General features: G+C 69.5%; 15 protein-coding genes. 9 read left to right on the top strand and 6 right to left on the bottom strand.

Translation table 11 applies throughout. The annotated features are described in order from the left end of the window. Positions 1-4 precede the first annotated feature (4 nt). From ACIBTM_RS18400 to ACIBTM_RS18390, 3 genes are all read right to left on the bottom strand, one after another. Positions 5-1,210, bottom strand: a complete 1,206-nt coding sequence (locus ACIBTM_RS18400) for a glycosyltransferase 87 family protein (RefSeq protein WP_395877977.1) — start codon at positions 1,208-1,210, stop codon at positions 5-7. Next, positions 1,185-2,537, bottom strand: coding sequence for a glycosyltransferase 87 family protein (locus ACIBTM_RS18395; RefSeq protein WP_395877975.1), 1,353 nt, complete (start codon positions 2,535-2,537; stop codon positions 1,185-1,187). Before ACIBTM_RS18395 ends, ACIBTM_RS18400 begins: the two co-directional genes overlap by 26 nt. Before the next feature lie 82 nt (positions 2,538-2,619). Continuing rightward, entirely contained in the window at positions 2,620-3,492 is an 873-nt protein-coding gene (locus ACIBTM_RS18390) for a GGDEF domain-containing protein (protein ID WP_395877973.1), read from the bottom strand. A 257-nt stretch (positions 3,493-3,749) separates the two neighbouring features. Here ACIBTM_RS18390 and ACIBTM_RS18385 point away from each other — a divergent pair, with 257 nt between their 5' ends. The 8 genes from ACIBTM_RS18385 to ACIBTM_RS18350 all read left to right on the top strand — a co-directional run bounded on the left by ACIBTM_RS18385 (position 3,750) and on the right by ACIBTM_RS18350 (position 11,886). Continuing rightward, a complete protein-coding gene (locus tag ACIBTM_RS18385) occupies positions 3,750-5,987 on the top strand; it encodes a sigma-70 family RNA polymerase sigma factor (protein ID WP_395877971.1) in 2,238 nt (745 codons plus the stop codon). Positions 5,988-5,997: 10 nt separating this feature from the next. Beyond that, a complete protein-coding gene (locus ACIBTM_RS18380; RefSeq protein ID WP_395877969.1) occupies positions 5,998-6,498 on the top strand; it encodes a GtrA family protein in 501 nt (166 codons plus the stop codon). 300 nt (positions 6,499-6,798) lie between these two features. Beyond that, the gene (locus tag ACIBTM_RS18375; protein ID WP_016331373.1) at positions 6,799-7,338 is read left to right on the top strand and encodes a GtrA family protein; all 540 of its coding nucleotides are present in this window, start codon (positions 6,799-6,801) and stop codon (positions 7,336-7,338) included. Positions 7,339-7,575: 237 nt separating this feature from the next. Beyond that, a complete protein-coding gene (locus ACIBTM_RS18370; protein ID WP_395877967.1) occupies positions 7,576-8,934 on the top strand; it encodes an MDR family MFS transporter in 1,359 nt (452 codons plus the stop codon). Positions 8,935-8,945: 11 nt separating this feature from the next. After that, positions 8,946-9,782 carry an NAD(P)H-binding protein gene (locus ACIBTM_RS18365; protein WP_395877965.1) on the top strand — a complete coding sequence of 279 codons (837 nt, stop codon included), beginning with the start codon at positions 8,946-8,948 and terminating at the stop codon, positions 9,780-9,782. Positions 9,783-10,052: 270 nt separating this feature from the next. Further along, a complete protein-coding gene (locus ACIBTM_RS18360) occupies positions 10,053-10,700 on the top strand; it encodes a response regulator (RefSeq protein WP_395877963.1) in 648 nt (215 codons plus the stop codon). 135 nt (positions 10,701-10,835) lie between these two features. Next, positions 10,836-11,468, top strand: a complete 633-nt coding sequence (locus tag ACIBTM_RS18355) for a LuxR C-terminal-related transcriptional regulator (RefSeq protein WP_395877962.1) — start codon at positions 10,836-10,838, stop codon at positions 11,466-11,468. 4 nt (positions 11,469-11,472) lie between these two features. Further along, entirely contained in the window at positions 11,473-11,886 is a 414-nt protein-coding gene (locus ACIBTM_RS18350) for a hypothetical protein (protein ID WP_395877960.1), read from the top strand. Here the strand turns inward: ACIBTM_RS18350 and ACIBTM_RS18345 are convergent. The 3 genes from ACIBTM_RS18345 to ACIBTM_RS18335 all read right to left on the bottom strand — a co-directional run bounded on the left by ACIBTM_RS18345 (position 11,864) and on the right by ACIBTM_RS18335 (position 14,430). Next, positions 11,864-12,376: a hypothetical protein gene (locus tag ACIBTM_RS18345; protein ID WP_395877959.1), complete on the bottom strand. Its 513-nt coding sequence runs from the start codon at positions 12,374-12,376 to the stop codon at positions 11,864-11,866. The two genes, ACIBTM_RS18350 and ACIBTM_RS18345, sit on opposite strands and share 23 nt — an antisense overlap. A gap of 64 nt (positions 12,377-12,440) precedes the next feature. After that, positions 12,441-13,724, bottom strand: a complete 1,284-nt coding sequence (locus ACIBTM_RS18340; RefSeq protein ID WP_395877957.1) for an ATP-binding protein — start codon at positions 13,722-13,724, stop codon at positions 12,441-12,443. 1 nt (position 13,725) lies between these two features. Beyond that, positions 13,726-14,430: a response regulator transcription factor gene (locus ACIBTM_RS18335; RefSeq protein ID WP_038519243.1), complete on the bottom strand. Its 705-nt coding sequence runs from the start codon at positions 14,428-14,430 to the stop codon at positions 13,726-13,728. A 42-nt stretch (positions 14,431-14,472) separates the two neighbouring features. Between ACIBTM_RS18335 and hisN the strand changes: the two genes are divergently transcribed. After that, a complete protein-coding gene (gene hisN, locus ACIBTM_RS18330) occupies positions 14,473-15,258 on the top strand; it encodes a histidinol-phosphatase (protein ID WP_395877955.1) in 786 nt (261 codons plus the stop codon).

The raw sequence follows: 15,258 nt of genomic DNA, 5'->3' as shown, positions 1-15,258 counted from the left end.
CAGATTACTTGGCCGCCACCGCCGCGACCTGGGCGGACCCGCGTCGCAGCTCCCGCACGGCCAGGCCTGTGATGGCGATCGCAGCGGTGAGGACGTAGACGTTGCCGAGCAGCGACCAGCCCAGGCCCCAGCCGAACTCGGTGTCCCCGCCGTTGGGCACGAACATGATCACACCGCTCGCGAACAGCACCGCGACGCCTGCGGCCGGCACCCACGATCGGCGGATGACGAGCAGGACGAGCAGCGGCACCGTCCACACCCAGTGGTGTGACCACGACACCGGCGAGAGCAGCAGCCCGTAGAACGCGGTCACCAGCAGCGCGCCGACCGGGTCGCCTCGCCGATGCAGGCGCACGACCAGCCAGACGGCGGGAACGGCCAGGACGGCGGCGATGGCGATGGCCACCGCCAGTGACCACGACGCGAGTTCCGAAGCACGGTTCACCAGCCCGTTGAGTGACTGGTTGAAGATCCAGTGCACGGAGCCGACCCGGCTGGGGTCGGTCGCCGACTCGGTCCAGAACCGGACGGCGTCACCGGGGATCACGGCGAACATCACGGCTTCGAGCCCGGCGAACGTGCCGAGCGCCCGCAGCGCGTCCTTCCAGCGTCCGGTGAACAGTAGATGCGGCACGAAGATCAGCGGCGTCAGCTTGATCGCGGCGGAGATCCCGATCAGCACCCCGGCCCAGCGCGAACCGCGCGCCGAAAGCACCAGGACGTCGAGGACGATCAACGCCATCAGGATCAGGTTGATCTGCCCGAGGAAGATCGTCTTCCAGACCGGCTCCAGCGCCAGCGCGCCCGCCGTGGCCAGCGGCAGCACCCACCATCGGGTGAGCGGGGCACCGCAGGCGCGGGCGGTCACGGAGATCACGACGCTGAGGCAAACCAGCGAGAGAGCGCCGACGACGCCCCAGGTCAGCCCGGCGGGGACGATCGCGAGCGGGAGGAACAGCGGCGCCGCCGCCGGGGTGTAGGTGAACGGCAGCAGCACCCACGGCGGCAGGGTCGTCAGCGCCTCGCGGGTGTAGAGCGGTTCGCCCTTCAGCAGCGTGAGAGCGCCGGCCCGGTAGACGGCGCTGTCCGCGCCGAGATGCCACTCGCCGAGCCACGCGACGACGCCCAGCGCGAGCATCGCCAGCGCGAGTACACCCGCCAGCGTGATCCCGACGAGCCGGGCCTCAGCCGCCGGACGTGACTTCAGCATGCTTTCCGGCGTCCCCCGTGCCCTGCTTGCGGCGCAGGTACCACCAGCGTCCGGCGAGTGCGAGCGCCAGCACCAGCGGCATGAAGATGTACGCGCTGCCGAGGATGTTCTGCCACACCTTCCAGTGCAGCTCGACGTTGCGGCCGTTCGGCAGGATCAGCAGCACACAGCTGATGAAGACGAAGAACACCGCGAAGGTGCCGAGCCAGCGTTTCCACGCGGTGGCGGGCGTGGTCTTCGGCAGCCGCGAGACCAGCAGGACGACCAGCGGCGCCACCCACACCCAGTGATGGGTCCAGGAGATCGGCGAGATCAGCAGGATCCAGAACGCCGTCACCAGCATCGCCGCGAGCGCCTGGCCCTTGCGGTGGAAGCGCAGCACCAGCCAGATCGCCGGGATCGCGAGCAGCGCGCCGATCCCCATCGCCGCCTTCGACGCCCAGGGCGCGAGCTCGGTGAAGCGGTTCATCAGCGCGTTCAGCGACTGGTTGCCCGCCCAGTGCACCGGGCCGATGCGGCCGGTGTCGGGCAGCGTGTAGGTCCAGTACCGGGCCGCGTCGTGCGGGATGATCAGGAACATCACGCCCTGCATCACGATGAACGTGATGAGCCCGCGGACGGCGTCCATCCGGCGGCCGGTGATGAACAGATGCCCCAGGAACACGATCGGGGTGAGTTTGACCGCGGCCGCGACGCCGACGAGCACGCCGCCCCAGCGGCTGCCCCTGGCCCCGATGACCAGGATGTCGAGCATCACCAACGCCATCAGGATGATGTTGATCTGGCCGAGGAAGATCGTGCGCCACACCGGCTCGAGGCCGAGGAAGACCAGGAAGAACGCGATCGTCGACCGGGCGGGCGAGGCCCACCAGCGGGGACCGTCGGTCGAGGGCTTCGGCAGCGCGCCGATGGCGATCCGGACGCACAGCGCCAGCGCGAGCAGCGAGACCGCGGTCAGGAGCCCCCAGGCGACCTGCGTCGGGACCAGCGCGAGCGGGATGAACAGCAGCGCGGCGGTCGGCGGGTAGGTGAACGGCAACAGCGCCCACCACGGCTCCACCGGAAGGGTGTTCGCGTCGTACAGCGGGTCGCCGTTGAGCAGTGTCTCGGCACCGGCGCGGTACACCGCGCTGTCCACGCCCAGCACCCATTCGTGCTGCCATCCCCAGATGCCGAAACCGATCGCGACCAGCGGGATCACCGACAGGATCAGGATCGACCTCGGCCGGACGGACAAGCGGGCGAGCGACCTCCGCAGCGAGAGGCGATGCTGCGGTCGGCTCGCCGAAACGTCGCCGTTGGCGTCGGCGGGAACAGTCCGGGTCACGCAAACAGGAAATCATGAACCGGGTCGTGCCTGGTCGACAGGGTCGGCCGTGACCTGGAGAACCTCTTACGCTAACCCAGCGTCAGGAGCGCGCGAGGGAGCCGAGCAGATCGCACGCCAGGTCGTAGGTCGCCGGGAGCCGGACCGCCGAAATCTGCGGACGGCCGGTGTCACGCAACTGCGCGTCCACCGAAAGCCGCTCGTTGAGCGCTCTTCGCAACGCGACGCCGGACGAGGCGAGCCTCACGTCCTTCGGCACGAGAGCGCCGGCGACGGACGGCCCGATCGAGGCGACGCTCTCCCCGCCGTCGAACACCTGCTTCAAGGCGTCCGCGACCAGGATCATCCCGGTCAGCCGGGGCCAGCCCGCGACCGAGCTGAAGTCCATCGAGACCACGAGCAGCGTGTGCGCCTCCGCGACCGGCCGCTCGTCGCGGCGGGCCTGGCGGTACAGCTCACTCAACCGCGTCCTCAGGTAGGCGGCGGTGGGCAGCCCGGTGAGAGGTTCGGTGACCTCGGTGTTCACCAGCTGATCGGTCGCGACGTCCGCCCACGCCAGCGCCGTCACCCGAAGCAAGCGGGAGGGCGTGGAGTCGACATCCGGAGCGAGGAAGCCGTCCACCGCGTCCGGGTCGGCGAGCACGGCGTGCAACGCCGCGAGGTCCGCGAGCGTCTCGGCCAGTCCCGCGCCCGCGGCGGCCCGTGCCCGGCCCAGCCCCGCGAGGGCGGTCTCCGCCATTTCCGCGGGAGCGACCCGGCCGTTCTTGATCACCGCCGCGCAGACGGCATCGACCTCGGGCAGGCCCCAGTCACTGGGGAAACGCCAGCCCGCGGCCAGGCTGGCCGTCCGCCAGCGGGCCCGCAGTGCGCGGAGCGTGCGATCTCGTTCGAACCGGTTCCAGGCGGCTTGCCCGTCGGATCCCCCGGACGGCGCACCGGTGGCCGGTACGTCCACTGCCCACCGCCCCTTTCCGTTCCGATCTTTTCGATCTTGCGATCGCTTCACGGTGGGGACGCCCGTCGACGCCGCGCGTGACGGCGTTTTTCAAGGATCTTTCCGAACTCTTCGGTAACCCATGGCGGGTGATGGCGTTGCGCCCTCCGGGTCATCGAAGGGACCGCGAGGTGACGTGCGTCGCCCGGTCCGTCACACTGAGCGTGTTCGGGCGTTAGGAAGAGTAGACCCGCCTAACCCGCAGATGAAGGAGCCCCGTGTCCACCGTTCCCGCCGATCTCTCCGGTAAGAGTGACGCCGAGCTGATCGCCGAGGTGCGTGACGGGAAGATCGCGTCTTACGGAACCCTTTACGAGCGCCACGCCGGCGCGGCGCACAACCTCGCCCGCCAGCTCGCCCGCTCGAGTTCCGAGGCCGACGACCTCGTTTCGGAAGCCTTCGCGAAGGTGCTGGACACGCTGCGCGGCGGCAAAGGCCCCGACGCCGCGTTCCGCGCGTACCTGCTGACCGCGCTCCGGCACACCGCCTACGACAAGACGCGCAAGGACAAACGCGTCGACCTGAACGAGGACATGTCCGACGTCGGCGGTGCCGTCGGCGAAGCGCTGACCGTCCCCTTCTCCGACACCGCCGTCGCCGGGCTCGAGCGCACGCTCGCCGCGAAGGCGTTCGCCCGGCTGCCCGAGCGGTGGCAGGCGGTGCTGTGGCACACCGAGATCGAAGGGCAGACGCCCGCCGAGGTCGCGCCGCTGCTGGGGCTGACCGCGAACGGTGTCTCCGCGCTCGCCTACCGGGCCCGTGAAGGCCTGCGACAGGCCTATCTGCAGGTCCACCTGGCCGAGAACTCGGCCGAACGCTGCCGCGCGAGCGCGGACAAGCTCGGCGCGTGGACGCGCGACGGGCTGTCCAAACGCGAACGCGCCCAGGTGGAGAACCACCTGGACGAATGCGAGAAATGCCGCGCGCTGGCCGCGGAGCTGGCCGACGTCAACACCGGTCTGCGCGGGATCATCGCGCCGATCGTGCTCGGTGGCGCGGCTCTCGGGTACCTGGCGACGACCGGCGCCGGCAAGGCGAGCGCGGTCACCGCGGCCGCGACGGCCGCCGCCGCGGGTTCGACTTCGGGCGGGGCCGCCGGTGCCGCCGCTGCCGGACCGCGCCAATTCGCGGGCGTGGCCGGATCGAGTGCGGCCATCGTGGCCGCCGTCGCGGTGGCGCTCGCCGCCGGTGGCGGTACGCAGGAGATCCCGGCCGCCGCGGCCGTCCCTCCGCCCGCCGTCGCGCCCCCGACGCCGCCGCCCGTCCCGCCCCAGGCTCCGCCCGTCGCCCCGCCGGGGCAACAGCCCGTGCCGCCCGCTCAGCAGGAGCCACCTCCGGCCCAGACCCCGGCACCTACCCCGACGCCCACCCCCGCCGAGCCGCCCGCGCCCACGCCGGTGATCCCGGCGCCTCCGGTGATGACGGCGTCGACCCCGCCCGGCGGTGTCCAGCTGAGGCCGGGCGAACCGGCCGACCTGCCGATCACCGTGCGCAACGACGGCGGATCGAAGTCCGAGCCCGTGGCGGTCTCGCTGAATCTGCCGAAGGGGGTGCGGGCCGTTCCCGCCGCCGGCGGCGGTGGCGCGATGGGCGCCAACGGCTTCCGTCAGCAGGCGCCCGGTCCGATCACGGTGAACTGCCCCGGTGGCACCGGCACGGTGACCTGCCGTACCGGTACCGGTCTCGAACCGGGACAGTCCGCGGTGCTGAAGTTCCGGCTGCGCGCCGACGGGACGGCCGTGGACGGCAGCGTGGTCACCGGTTCGGTGACGGCGGGCGCGCAGATCAAGGTGTCGATCGAGGTGAAGGTCAACGTGCCGGCGCCGCCCGCACCGGTGGACGGCCTCACCTTGAGTGCCGAAAGCGTCTGGCCGTCCTCGTTCCCGTGGATCCCCAATCCGCGGATGAACATCCGCGTGACGAACACCGGTGAGTCGACGAAGCCGGTGACGATCACTATCGACCACCGCATTCTCTACTCGTGGAGCTTCTCCGGCATCCGATGCACTCCGACCGGCGAAGGTGCGTCATGCACTTCGCGCGGCTCGCTGGCTCCAGGACGCGAAGCGCGCCTGACGGTAGTGCTGAAGGGCCGCCCGGCGAACAACACGCCGGTGACGGTGAACGCCACCCTCGGCACCGCCAAGGCGAAACCGGTCGCCGTCTACTTCGGCTGCTGGCACCACTGGTGTGACGACAACTCGCTGCTTCCGCCGACTACGGTGCCTTCGCTGCCTTCGGTCACCTCGAAGCCTTCGGGCGGTCCGGAAACGACGAAGCCTGGGCGACCCGGGTGGCCTGCTCCTACGAAGAAGCCTTCGCCGTCCGCGACGACTTCGGAGCCTGCGCCGCAAGAGCCTGCCCAGCCGGAGACGACCACGAGCGCGCCGCCGCAACCTGGCAAGTCCAAGCCGTCCACGCGGCCCAACGGAGTGGTCGACCGCATTTTCCAGTAGCGTCGCCCGCATGCTGGGGAAGCATCGCGAACTGCTGCGGTTCGTCCTGGTCGGGGGCGCGAGTTTCGTCATCACGATGACGATCACCTACGGGCTGAAGTTCACCGTGCTGACCGACAAACCGGTGACCGCGCTGGTCATCGGCGTCCTGGTGGCGACCGTATTCTCGTACGTCGCGAACCGCGAATGGTCCTTTCGCTCCCGCGGCGGCCGCGAGCGCGCGCACGAAGCGGCGCTCTTCTTCCTGCTCAGCGCGATCGCGCTCGGGCTCAACGCGCTTCCGCAGCTGGTTTCGCGGTACGTGTTCAAACTGGAGCAACCGCATGTCACGCTGCTGACCCAGGAGGTCGCCGACTTCGTCAGCGGGGTGCTCGTCGGGACCCTGCTCGGCACGGCGTTCCGGTGGTGGTCGTTCAAGAAGTGGGTCTTCCCGGAGGCCGACGTGCGGCCGCGGCTGCTGCGGGGCGGCGGACGGGAGATTTCCGGCATTCCCGACGATCCGGCCGCCTGATCGCCACGTGGTAGCAAAGGTCCCTTGCTCCCCTGCTCATGAGGCTGAGGTACATGAAGGCCCCCTTCCTGTACCTAGGCGCAAGGAAGGGGGCCTTCATGTACTTGGGAAGGTGTGAAGGTCGAGTTTCCTCGGCTGAGCCGAGGGAAGGGGTCCTTCACGGACCTGGTCCGCGATCAAGCCGCACCCAAAATCCAGTAGGCACTCTTGGCTCTCATCCGAAACGCCCAAAGTGTCATATACCGCGCTGTCCATCCCCTGCCGACCCGTTCGACGGGCGACGCGAATTAGACTGATCTGGTGACCGTGGTCGAATCCGTCCTTTCCAGGACGCCCGAGCCGCTCCGATCCGTGCTGATCAAGCACCGTGAGCTGTTGAAGTTCGCGATCGTGGGCGGCACGACGTTCCTGGTCGACAACGGCGTCTGGTACCTGCTGAAACTCAGCGTGCTGGAGTCGAAGCCGACCACGGCGAAGGCCATCGCGATCATCGTCGCGACGATCGTGTCCTACATCCTCAACCGCGAATGGTCCTTCCGAACCCGCGGCGGCCGCGAGCGGCATCACGAGGCGGCGCTCTTCTTCGTGATCAGCGGTATCGCCGTGGTGGTCAACCTGATCCCGCTCTACACGTCGCGCTACATCTTCGATCTCGAAGTGCCGCACGTGACGCGGTTCGTCCAGGAGTTCGCGGACTTCACGAGCGGGTCGATCATCGGCATGCTGCTGGCGATGTTCTTCCGCTTCTGGGGTTTCAAGAAGTGGGTCTTCCCGGATGAGCTGGGCAAACGCCGCCGGGACAGCGACGAGCCGGACGACGACGTCGTTCCCCTCCACTAAAACACTTGTCAAAAGACATGTGATTGCCTAGAGTCATCCATGTCAACGTTCCTTCACTGATGACGCCGACCGGGTTCGTACGGTCGAGCGGGACGAATTCGAGGTGATCGCCAAGCGCGAAGAGGACCGCATCCGGTTCGGATGACGGTTGAGCCTTTTCCCGTCTTGGCGGGGACCCGGAGTGCTGCTCCGCGTCCCTCGCGTTCCCTCGTTTCTTCCAGTGAACGGATCTCTTTCTTGAGCACCACTCTCGGCGCGCCTCCGCGCGCCCGAAACACCCTTGCCCTTGTCGGGCTCTTCGCCGCCGTGTTCCTGGCGATGCTCGACGCCCAGGTCGTCGCGACCGCCCTGCCGCGTATGGTCGGCGAGCTCGGCGGAGCCACGTCGTTCGCCTGGGTCACCACGTCCTATCTGCTGGCCGGCAGCGTCAGCGCACCCGTATACGGGAAGCTCGGCGATCTCTTCGGCCGCAAGCGCGTCGTCCTCGTCGCGATCGCGCTGTTCGTCCTCGGCTCCCTCGCCTGCACCCTCGCGCCGACGATGCCGCTGCTGATCGCCGCCCGCGTCCTGCAGGGCATCGGCTCCGGCGGCCTGTTCGTCGCGGTCGCCGCGATCATCGGCGAACTGTTCCCCGGTCGCGAAGGCGCTCGCTACTTCGCCTGGTTCTCGATCTGCTTCGCCGGATCCTCGCTGGCGGGCCCTGTCGTCGGCGGCATCCTGACCGACCTGGCGGGCTGGCGGTCGATCTTCGGTCTCAACGTGCCGATCGGCCTGGTCGCGTTCGGCATCGTCGCACGGTTCCTGCGGCTCGAACGACGCCGGACGACCGCACCGTTCGACTTCGCGGGCATCGTCGTCCTGTCCGGCGCGATCGTCGGCCTGACACTGGCGACTCCCCTGTCGGCATCGATCGGCGCGGTGCTGCTCGTCGCCTTCCTGTTCATCGAGCGCCGCGCGGCCGAACCGGTCGTCCCGCTCCGGCTGTTCCGCTCCAGGATGTTCGGCCTGAGCGTGCTGGCCAGTGCCGCGGCCGGGTTCGTCTTCCTGGGTTCGGTCAACTACCTGGCACTCTTCCTGCAGACCGCGGGTGGCGCCGGACCTTCCGAAGCCGGGCTCCTGCTCCTGCCCATGACGCTCGCGGTCGCCGCGTCGTCGATGGTGGCGGGCCGGGTCGTCGCCAAGACCGGCGCCTACCGCTGGGCGCCGATCCTCAGCATGACCCTCGGCCTCGCCGCCGCGCTCGCGATGTCCACAATGGACGAAACGACGCCGTTGCCGCTCGTCGTCACCTATCTCGTCGTGTTCGGCGCGGCCGCCGGGCTCAACATGCAGGTGCTTTCCATGGCGGCCCAGCAGAACGTCGCCAGGACCGACCTCGGCGCCGTTTCGGCGACCGTCGGCTTCCTTCGCTCCCTCGGCACCACCGCCGGGCTGACCGTTTTCGGCGCGGTGTTCACGAACGCCTTCACCGACGACAGTCCCGCCGGCTACTCATCCGCGCTCGACGGCGTGTTCTGGGTGATGGTCCCCGCACTGGCCGTCGGCCTCGCCGCTTCCCTCTTCCTGCCGCGCGTTTCCTTGCGGCGCAACCACTAAGGAGTCTTCCGATGATCCTCGTTCTCGGTTCCACCGGCAAAATCGGCCGCGAACTCGTTCCCGCGCTGCTGGACAGGGGCGCCCGGGTGCGCGCTCTGACGCGCGACCCGGCCCGCGCCCGCATCGATCCGCGTGCCGAGGTCGCCGCCGGTGATCTCGACGCCTTCGATCCCGCGTTGCTCGACGGCGTCGATCGCGTGTTCGTCCTGACCTCCGGTCACGGCCCGGACCCGCTCGCCCAGGAACAAGCGGTGCTCAAGGCCGCCGCCGGTGTCTCGCACGTCGTCAAGCTCTCCACCACCGGAGTCCACTTCGGACAGACCGACCCGATCTCGCTCGTGCACGCCGAGGCCGAGCGGACCGTGCGCGAAGCCGGGCCGGACTGGACGATCCTGCGCCCCGGCACGTTCATGGACAACCGGTTCGCCTGGCTGCACGCCGTTCGCGGCGATGGCGTCATCCGCGTCCCCGAAGGCGATCCGGCGTCCGCGCTGGTGCACGTCCGCGACATCGCCGAAGTCGCCGCGACCGTGCTGACCGGCGACGGCCATGCGGGCAAGACCTATCCGATCACCGGCGGCGAAGCACTCACGACGCGGCGGCAGGTCGAGATCCTCGGTGACGCGCTCGGGCGGCGGTTGACCTACGTCGAAGAGCCCGAAGCCGCTTCTCGCGCCCGGATGCTCGGGTACGGCTGGCCCGCTTCGGCGGTCGACGGGATCTTCGAGCTCAAACGGCAGTCCGCCGGGAAGGAGGAGATCGTGTTCGGCACCGTTCGCGAACTCCTCGGCCGGGCGCCGCTGACCTTCGCGGACTGGGCTCGCGAACACGCCGGAACCTTCGCCTGACCTGCGGAAAGGGAGCAAGGGACCTTTGCTACCACCTGGCTGAGGCGCGGTCCGTGAAGGCCTCCTTCCCTACCCTGAAGGTAGGGAAGGAGGCCTTCACGGACTTGAGACCCAGGCGTGGGCCGAAAGGGTTAATGGGTTGGGCGAACCGCCCCGATACGCGATACTCATCAGGCGTTTAATTATCGCCGGTCCGCTGTCCGGACCTCGCGTTGTCCCATGACCGGCCGTCTCGCTAACGTGCCGCGTCGGGGAGACAGGGGGAACCGTATGAACGATCGCCTTCGCGTGCTCGTGGTCGACGACCATCCGCTGTTCCGGTTCGGGGTCTGCACGCTGCTCGCCAACGAGCCGCTGATCGACGTGGTCGGCGAGGCCGCGAGCGGCGCGCACGCGATCAGCGCGGCGAGCGCGCTCGCGCCCGACGTCGTGGTCATGGACCTGCATCTACCCGACATCAGCGGCGCCGAAGCGACCAGGCACATCGTCGCCGAACGGCCCGGCGTCGGCGTGCTCATGCTGACGATGGCCGACGAAAGCGAATCCGTTTTCTCCGCGATGCGGGCCGGAGCCCGCGGATATCTGCTGAAAGACGCGGAACCCGACGAAATCATCCGTGCCGTTCACTCCGTCGCGAGGCGCGAAGCGATCTTCGGGCCCGACATCGCGACGCGGGTTCTCGGCTTCTTCAACCACAGTCAACCGACCGCGGACACGGTGTTCCCGGAACTCACCGTCCGCGAACGAGAGGTCCTCTCGCTCATCGCGGGCGGGCACAGCAACACGGTCATCGCCAGCACTCTGTGTCTCAGCCCGAAAACCGTGCGAAACCATATTTCGAACGTCTTCAGCAAGCTTCACGTCGCGGATCGCGCCGAAGCGATCGTGCGCGCCCGCGAAGCAGGGCTGGGCCGCTGAAAAAGCGACCCCGATAAGGGCGGCTTTTCGGGCAATTCCGGGACCGGAGTCCCATGCGCTCGGGACACCTCACCCGGCAGGGTGAGTAGCGCGAGGGGTGGGGCCCTCGCACTGTTCGAGGGGAATGGGAATCACATGTTCGAACCGAACCGGACACCGGTGGTCGTCCGCGCCACCGATCCGATCCTGCACAACGGCGTCTGCATGACGCTCCGCTCCCGTGACGACGTCTGGCTGGTGGACGGGGAGACCGCCGACCCGACCATGGTGGCCCTCCTGGTCACCGATCGCCTCGACGAGGCGATGACGCAACTGCTGTCCGCCTTGCACCACCAGGGGTTCACCCGCATCGTGCTCATCGCGGGTGAAGTCGACGACAACGAGATCCTCAGCGCCATCGAGCACGGCGTCTGCGCGGTCGCCCGCCGCTCCGAGGCGGGCGCCGACGTCCTGGTCCGGCTGATCAAGGCGGCCGCCGCCGGGGAAGGCGCGCTGCCGCCCGACCTGCTCGGCAGGCTGCTGCACCGGGTCTCGCGGCTGCAGCGTCTGGTGCTGCAGCCGCGCGGCCTGCACCTCGGTGGCATGAGCAACCGGGAGACCGAGGTGCTCAAGCTGGTCGCGTCGGGGTTCTCGACGCAGGAGATCGCCGACCAGCTCTGCTACTCGCAGCGCACGGTGAAGAGCATCCTGCACGACGTGACCAACCGGTTCCAGCTCCGGAACCGCTCGCACGCGGTGGCTTACGCACTGCGTGAGGGATTGATCTGACCCCGTGATCAGCCAGGTCGACGAGGCGTTGTGCCGGCTCATCGCACCCCATCTGCCGGAGGGGACGGTGGTCCGGCTCGATCCGCCGAAACCCACCTGGCAGACCGAGACGCGGGTGTCGAGCGTCGATCTGTTCCTCTTCGCCCTGCACGGCGCCGGCCCGGGAACCGGCGCCGTGCGGGCGAAGCGGTGCGAACTGTCCTATCTGGTCACCGCGCAGGCGGACAAGGTCCGCGACGAGCACAACCTGCTCGACCGATCGCTGCGGGTCCTGATCGGGACGGAGTTCCTCGTGGTCGGCGAGCAGCCGTTGCCGATCACCCTGGAGGAGACCGATCCGACCGGGCTGTGGGTCAGCCTCGGCCTGCCCGCCCGTGCGGGGTTCGTCGTCACGGTCACGGCGGAGTACCGAGACTGAGCACCGAGGCCCGCCGCAGGACCACCCCGCCGATCGACGCCAGCTCCCCGCCGAAGAGCTCGCACCATTCGGCGGCGCTCCCGGGCGGGCCGCAGTCACCCGCCCGTCTCGCCCACTCCGCGCGGACTTCGAGGAGGTAGCCGAGGATGCCGGTCAAGGTCAGCCCGTTCCGGCTGGCGCCGACCCCGCACATACCCCGGTAGAGCCGGCCGTCCGGCGGCTCGAACTCGGCGCTCCGCTGGACGAACCGATGGCCCGCCGCCCCGGTCACGGTCGCGACCGGGGTGTCGATCCCGCTGACGAACAGGCCTTTGGAGAGCAGGTCGAGGGCTTCGGCCTCCATCCGCTCCACCACACCGGGAGGACGGCGGCACGCGTACAGCGCGCCGTCGAAGGACAGGCGCACGGTGACCGCCACCTTGCCGATCTCCAGGGTCGCCGCGGCCACCGGACTCACCGGTGGGCGGTACCGGAACGCCGTCGCATGCACCCCCCGACGGTAAGTCGCCGCGCTGCCACGGCATTGCCCGATCGGGACGTCCTTGGGGCGGTCTTCAACGAGGCACCCGCTCGGCGGGCCACCGTACTTCGGCCACGTCCCCCGGCCTGGGCACCTTCAGGAAGAGGCTGAACACCGCCGGCTGCTTGCTCGACAGCTCCAGCCTGCCACCGTCGGCCTCGATCAGCGCCCGCGCGAGCGCGAGACCGACACCGGTCGATCCGCCGCCGGAGAAGCCGCGTTCGAAGATATGCGGCGCCAGCTCGTCGGGCACCCCCGACCCGGTGTCGGCGACCTCGATGACGACCGTGCCGTCCGCGTCGCCGCGCCGGGCGGCGAGCGTGACCGTTCCCGCGCCGTGGCGCAGCGCGTTGTCGAGCAGGACGCCGACGACCTCGCGCAAGCGACCGGGCGTCGCCCTCGCCCTCAGCCCGTCGGTCACGCGGATCCGCAGATGCCTGCCCTCGGCGCGAAGCAGCTGTCGCCACTCTTCGGAAACCTCGGGGAGCACTTCCGGCAGGTTCACCGGTTCCGCGCCGACCTCGCGCGCCGCCCGCGCGGCGGCCAGCAGCTCGTCGAGCGCTTCGGCGAGCCGGTCCGCCTGTTCCTGCGCGGCCTTCGCCTCGTCGACGACGTCCTGGTCCGGGTGGACGGTGAGCGGTTCGAGCCGCAGCTGCAACGCGGTCAACCGGCTCCGCAACTGGTGGGAGACGTCGCCGACGAGCTGGCGTTCCCGCTGGACGAGCTGCGCGAGCGCCGAACCGGACGCGTCGAGCGCTTCGGCGACCATGTCGAGCTCGCCGACGCCGTAGCGCTTCGGATCCGGCCGGAAATCACCGCCGCCGAGTCTGACCGCCCGGTCCGCGACGTGTCTCAGCGGTTTCGCGAGCCTTCGCGCGGTCACCGTCGCGACCACCGTGCCGGTGCCCACCGACAGCACGACCAGCAAGAGCACGAGCAGCGTCACCTGTGTCTGACGGGTGCGCATCGGCCCGGCGGGCACGGACAGTTCGACCTCGCCGTGCAACGCGATCGGTGCCCGCTCGGACACCACGTCCGAGCCGGGGTCGGAGCCGTAGCGCTTCTCGATCTGCCCTTCCGCGCGAACGGTCAGCAATCCGCCCTGCGGCACGGCGACCCGGACCAGGTCGAGGTTGATCGGCTGGCCGACGGCTATTTCGTTGTCCAGCGTCGCCGCTATCCCGCGGGCCGAGGAAGCGAGATTCTCGCGGTTGAGGTTCTCGACCAGCTGCCACGCGGTGATCCCCAGCGGGATGCCCAGCACCGCGGCGGTGACCGCGACGGCGAGCAGGATCGCCAACAGGATGCGGCGGCGCATGCTATTCCGCGTTGAAGCGGAAGCCGACGCCGCGGACCGTGGCGATCCGCCGTTCGCCGTCGCCGTTCCCGCCGGGTTTGCCCGCGCGGCCCGCGGCCTCGTCGGCCGCTATGGCGAGCTTCCGCCGGAGCCACGACATGTGCATGTCGAGTGTCTTCGAGGTCTTCGATTCGAGGTCGTTCCACACCTCGGCGAGGATCTCGTCGCGGCTGACCACCTGGCCCGCGCGGCTCATCAGCACCCGGAGCAGCTCGAACTCCTTGTTCGCCAGCTGCACCTCGTGCAGGTCCACGGTGACCATCCGGGCACCGAGGTCCATCCGCACTCCCCCGGCTTCGAGCACGTCGGGCGCCCGGCGGCGGAGCAGCGCCCGGATACGGGCCAGCAGCTCGGCCAGCCGGAACGGCTTGGCGACGTAATCGTCGGCGCCGGCGTCGAGCCCGACCACGAAGTCGACCTCGTCCGTGCGCGCGGTGAGCATCAGCACGGGCACCTCGGTGCCGCTGGCCCGCAGGCGGCGGCACACCTCGAGCCCGTCCATACCCGGCAGACCGAGATCGAGGACCAGCAGATCCACACGGTCGCTCTCGGTCGCGTCGAGGGCGGCGGGCCCGTCGCCGACGACCCGCACCTCGTACCCCTCCCGCTGGAGTGCGCGGGAAAGCGGATCGGCGATGGCCGGGTCGTCCTCGGCGAGTAGCACCATGCTCACCTGGTCAACTCTACGACTGCCGGGCGTGAAACCATCGTGACCGTGCCCGGCTACGAGAATGATCTTGAACTCGCCACTCGGCTGGCCGACGCCGCCGACGCCATCACCACCGCCCGGTTCCGCGCGCTCGACCTGGCCGTGGAGCGCAAACCCGACCGGACGCCGGTCACCGACGCGGACACCGCCGTCGAGGACGCCATCCGCGCGATCCTCGCCGCGGACCGGCCGGACGACGCCGTGCTCGGCGAGGAACGCGGCGGGACCGCCGCGACCGGGCGCGCCTGGGTGCTCGACCCGATCGACGGGACCAAGAACTTCCTGCGCGGCGTCCCGGTGTGGGCGACGCTGATCGCGCTGGTCGAAGACGGCACCCCCGTGGTGGGCATGATCAGCGCACCGCTGCTCGGCCGCCGCTGGTGGGCCGCCACCGGGGACGGCGCCTGGATGAGCGACTCCGCCGGGGAACGCCGCATCTCGGTGTCGAAGGTCGCGTCGCTCGAAGACGCGTATCTGTCCACAACGGACCTGAACTCGTGGGTGGAGTACCACTCACGCGAGAAGTACATCGACCTCGTCGACGCTTGCTGGGAAAGCCGCGCTTTCGGCGATTTCTGGCACCACTGCCTGGTCGCCGAGGGCGCGCTCGACGTCACCGCGGAATGCATCGTGAACCCGTGGGACGTCGCCGCGGCCCAGGTGCTGGTCACCGAAGCCGGTGGCCGCTTCAGCGACCTGAACGGCGAAGCGCGCTACGACAACGGCTCGGCGCTTTCGACGAACGGGCTGCTCCACGACGAGGTCTTGGCGATCCTGAAGCGCTGA

It is taken from the genome of Amycolatopsis sp. NPDC049868, from assembly GCF_044461365.1.
GTDB lineage: Bacteria > Actinomycetota > Actinomycetes > Mycobacteriales > Pseudonocardiaceae > Amycolatopsis.
The sequence above is the reverse complement of the archived record's forward strand: the minus strand, read 5'-3'. Positions and strand labels throughout refer to the sequence as shown.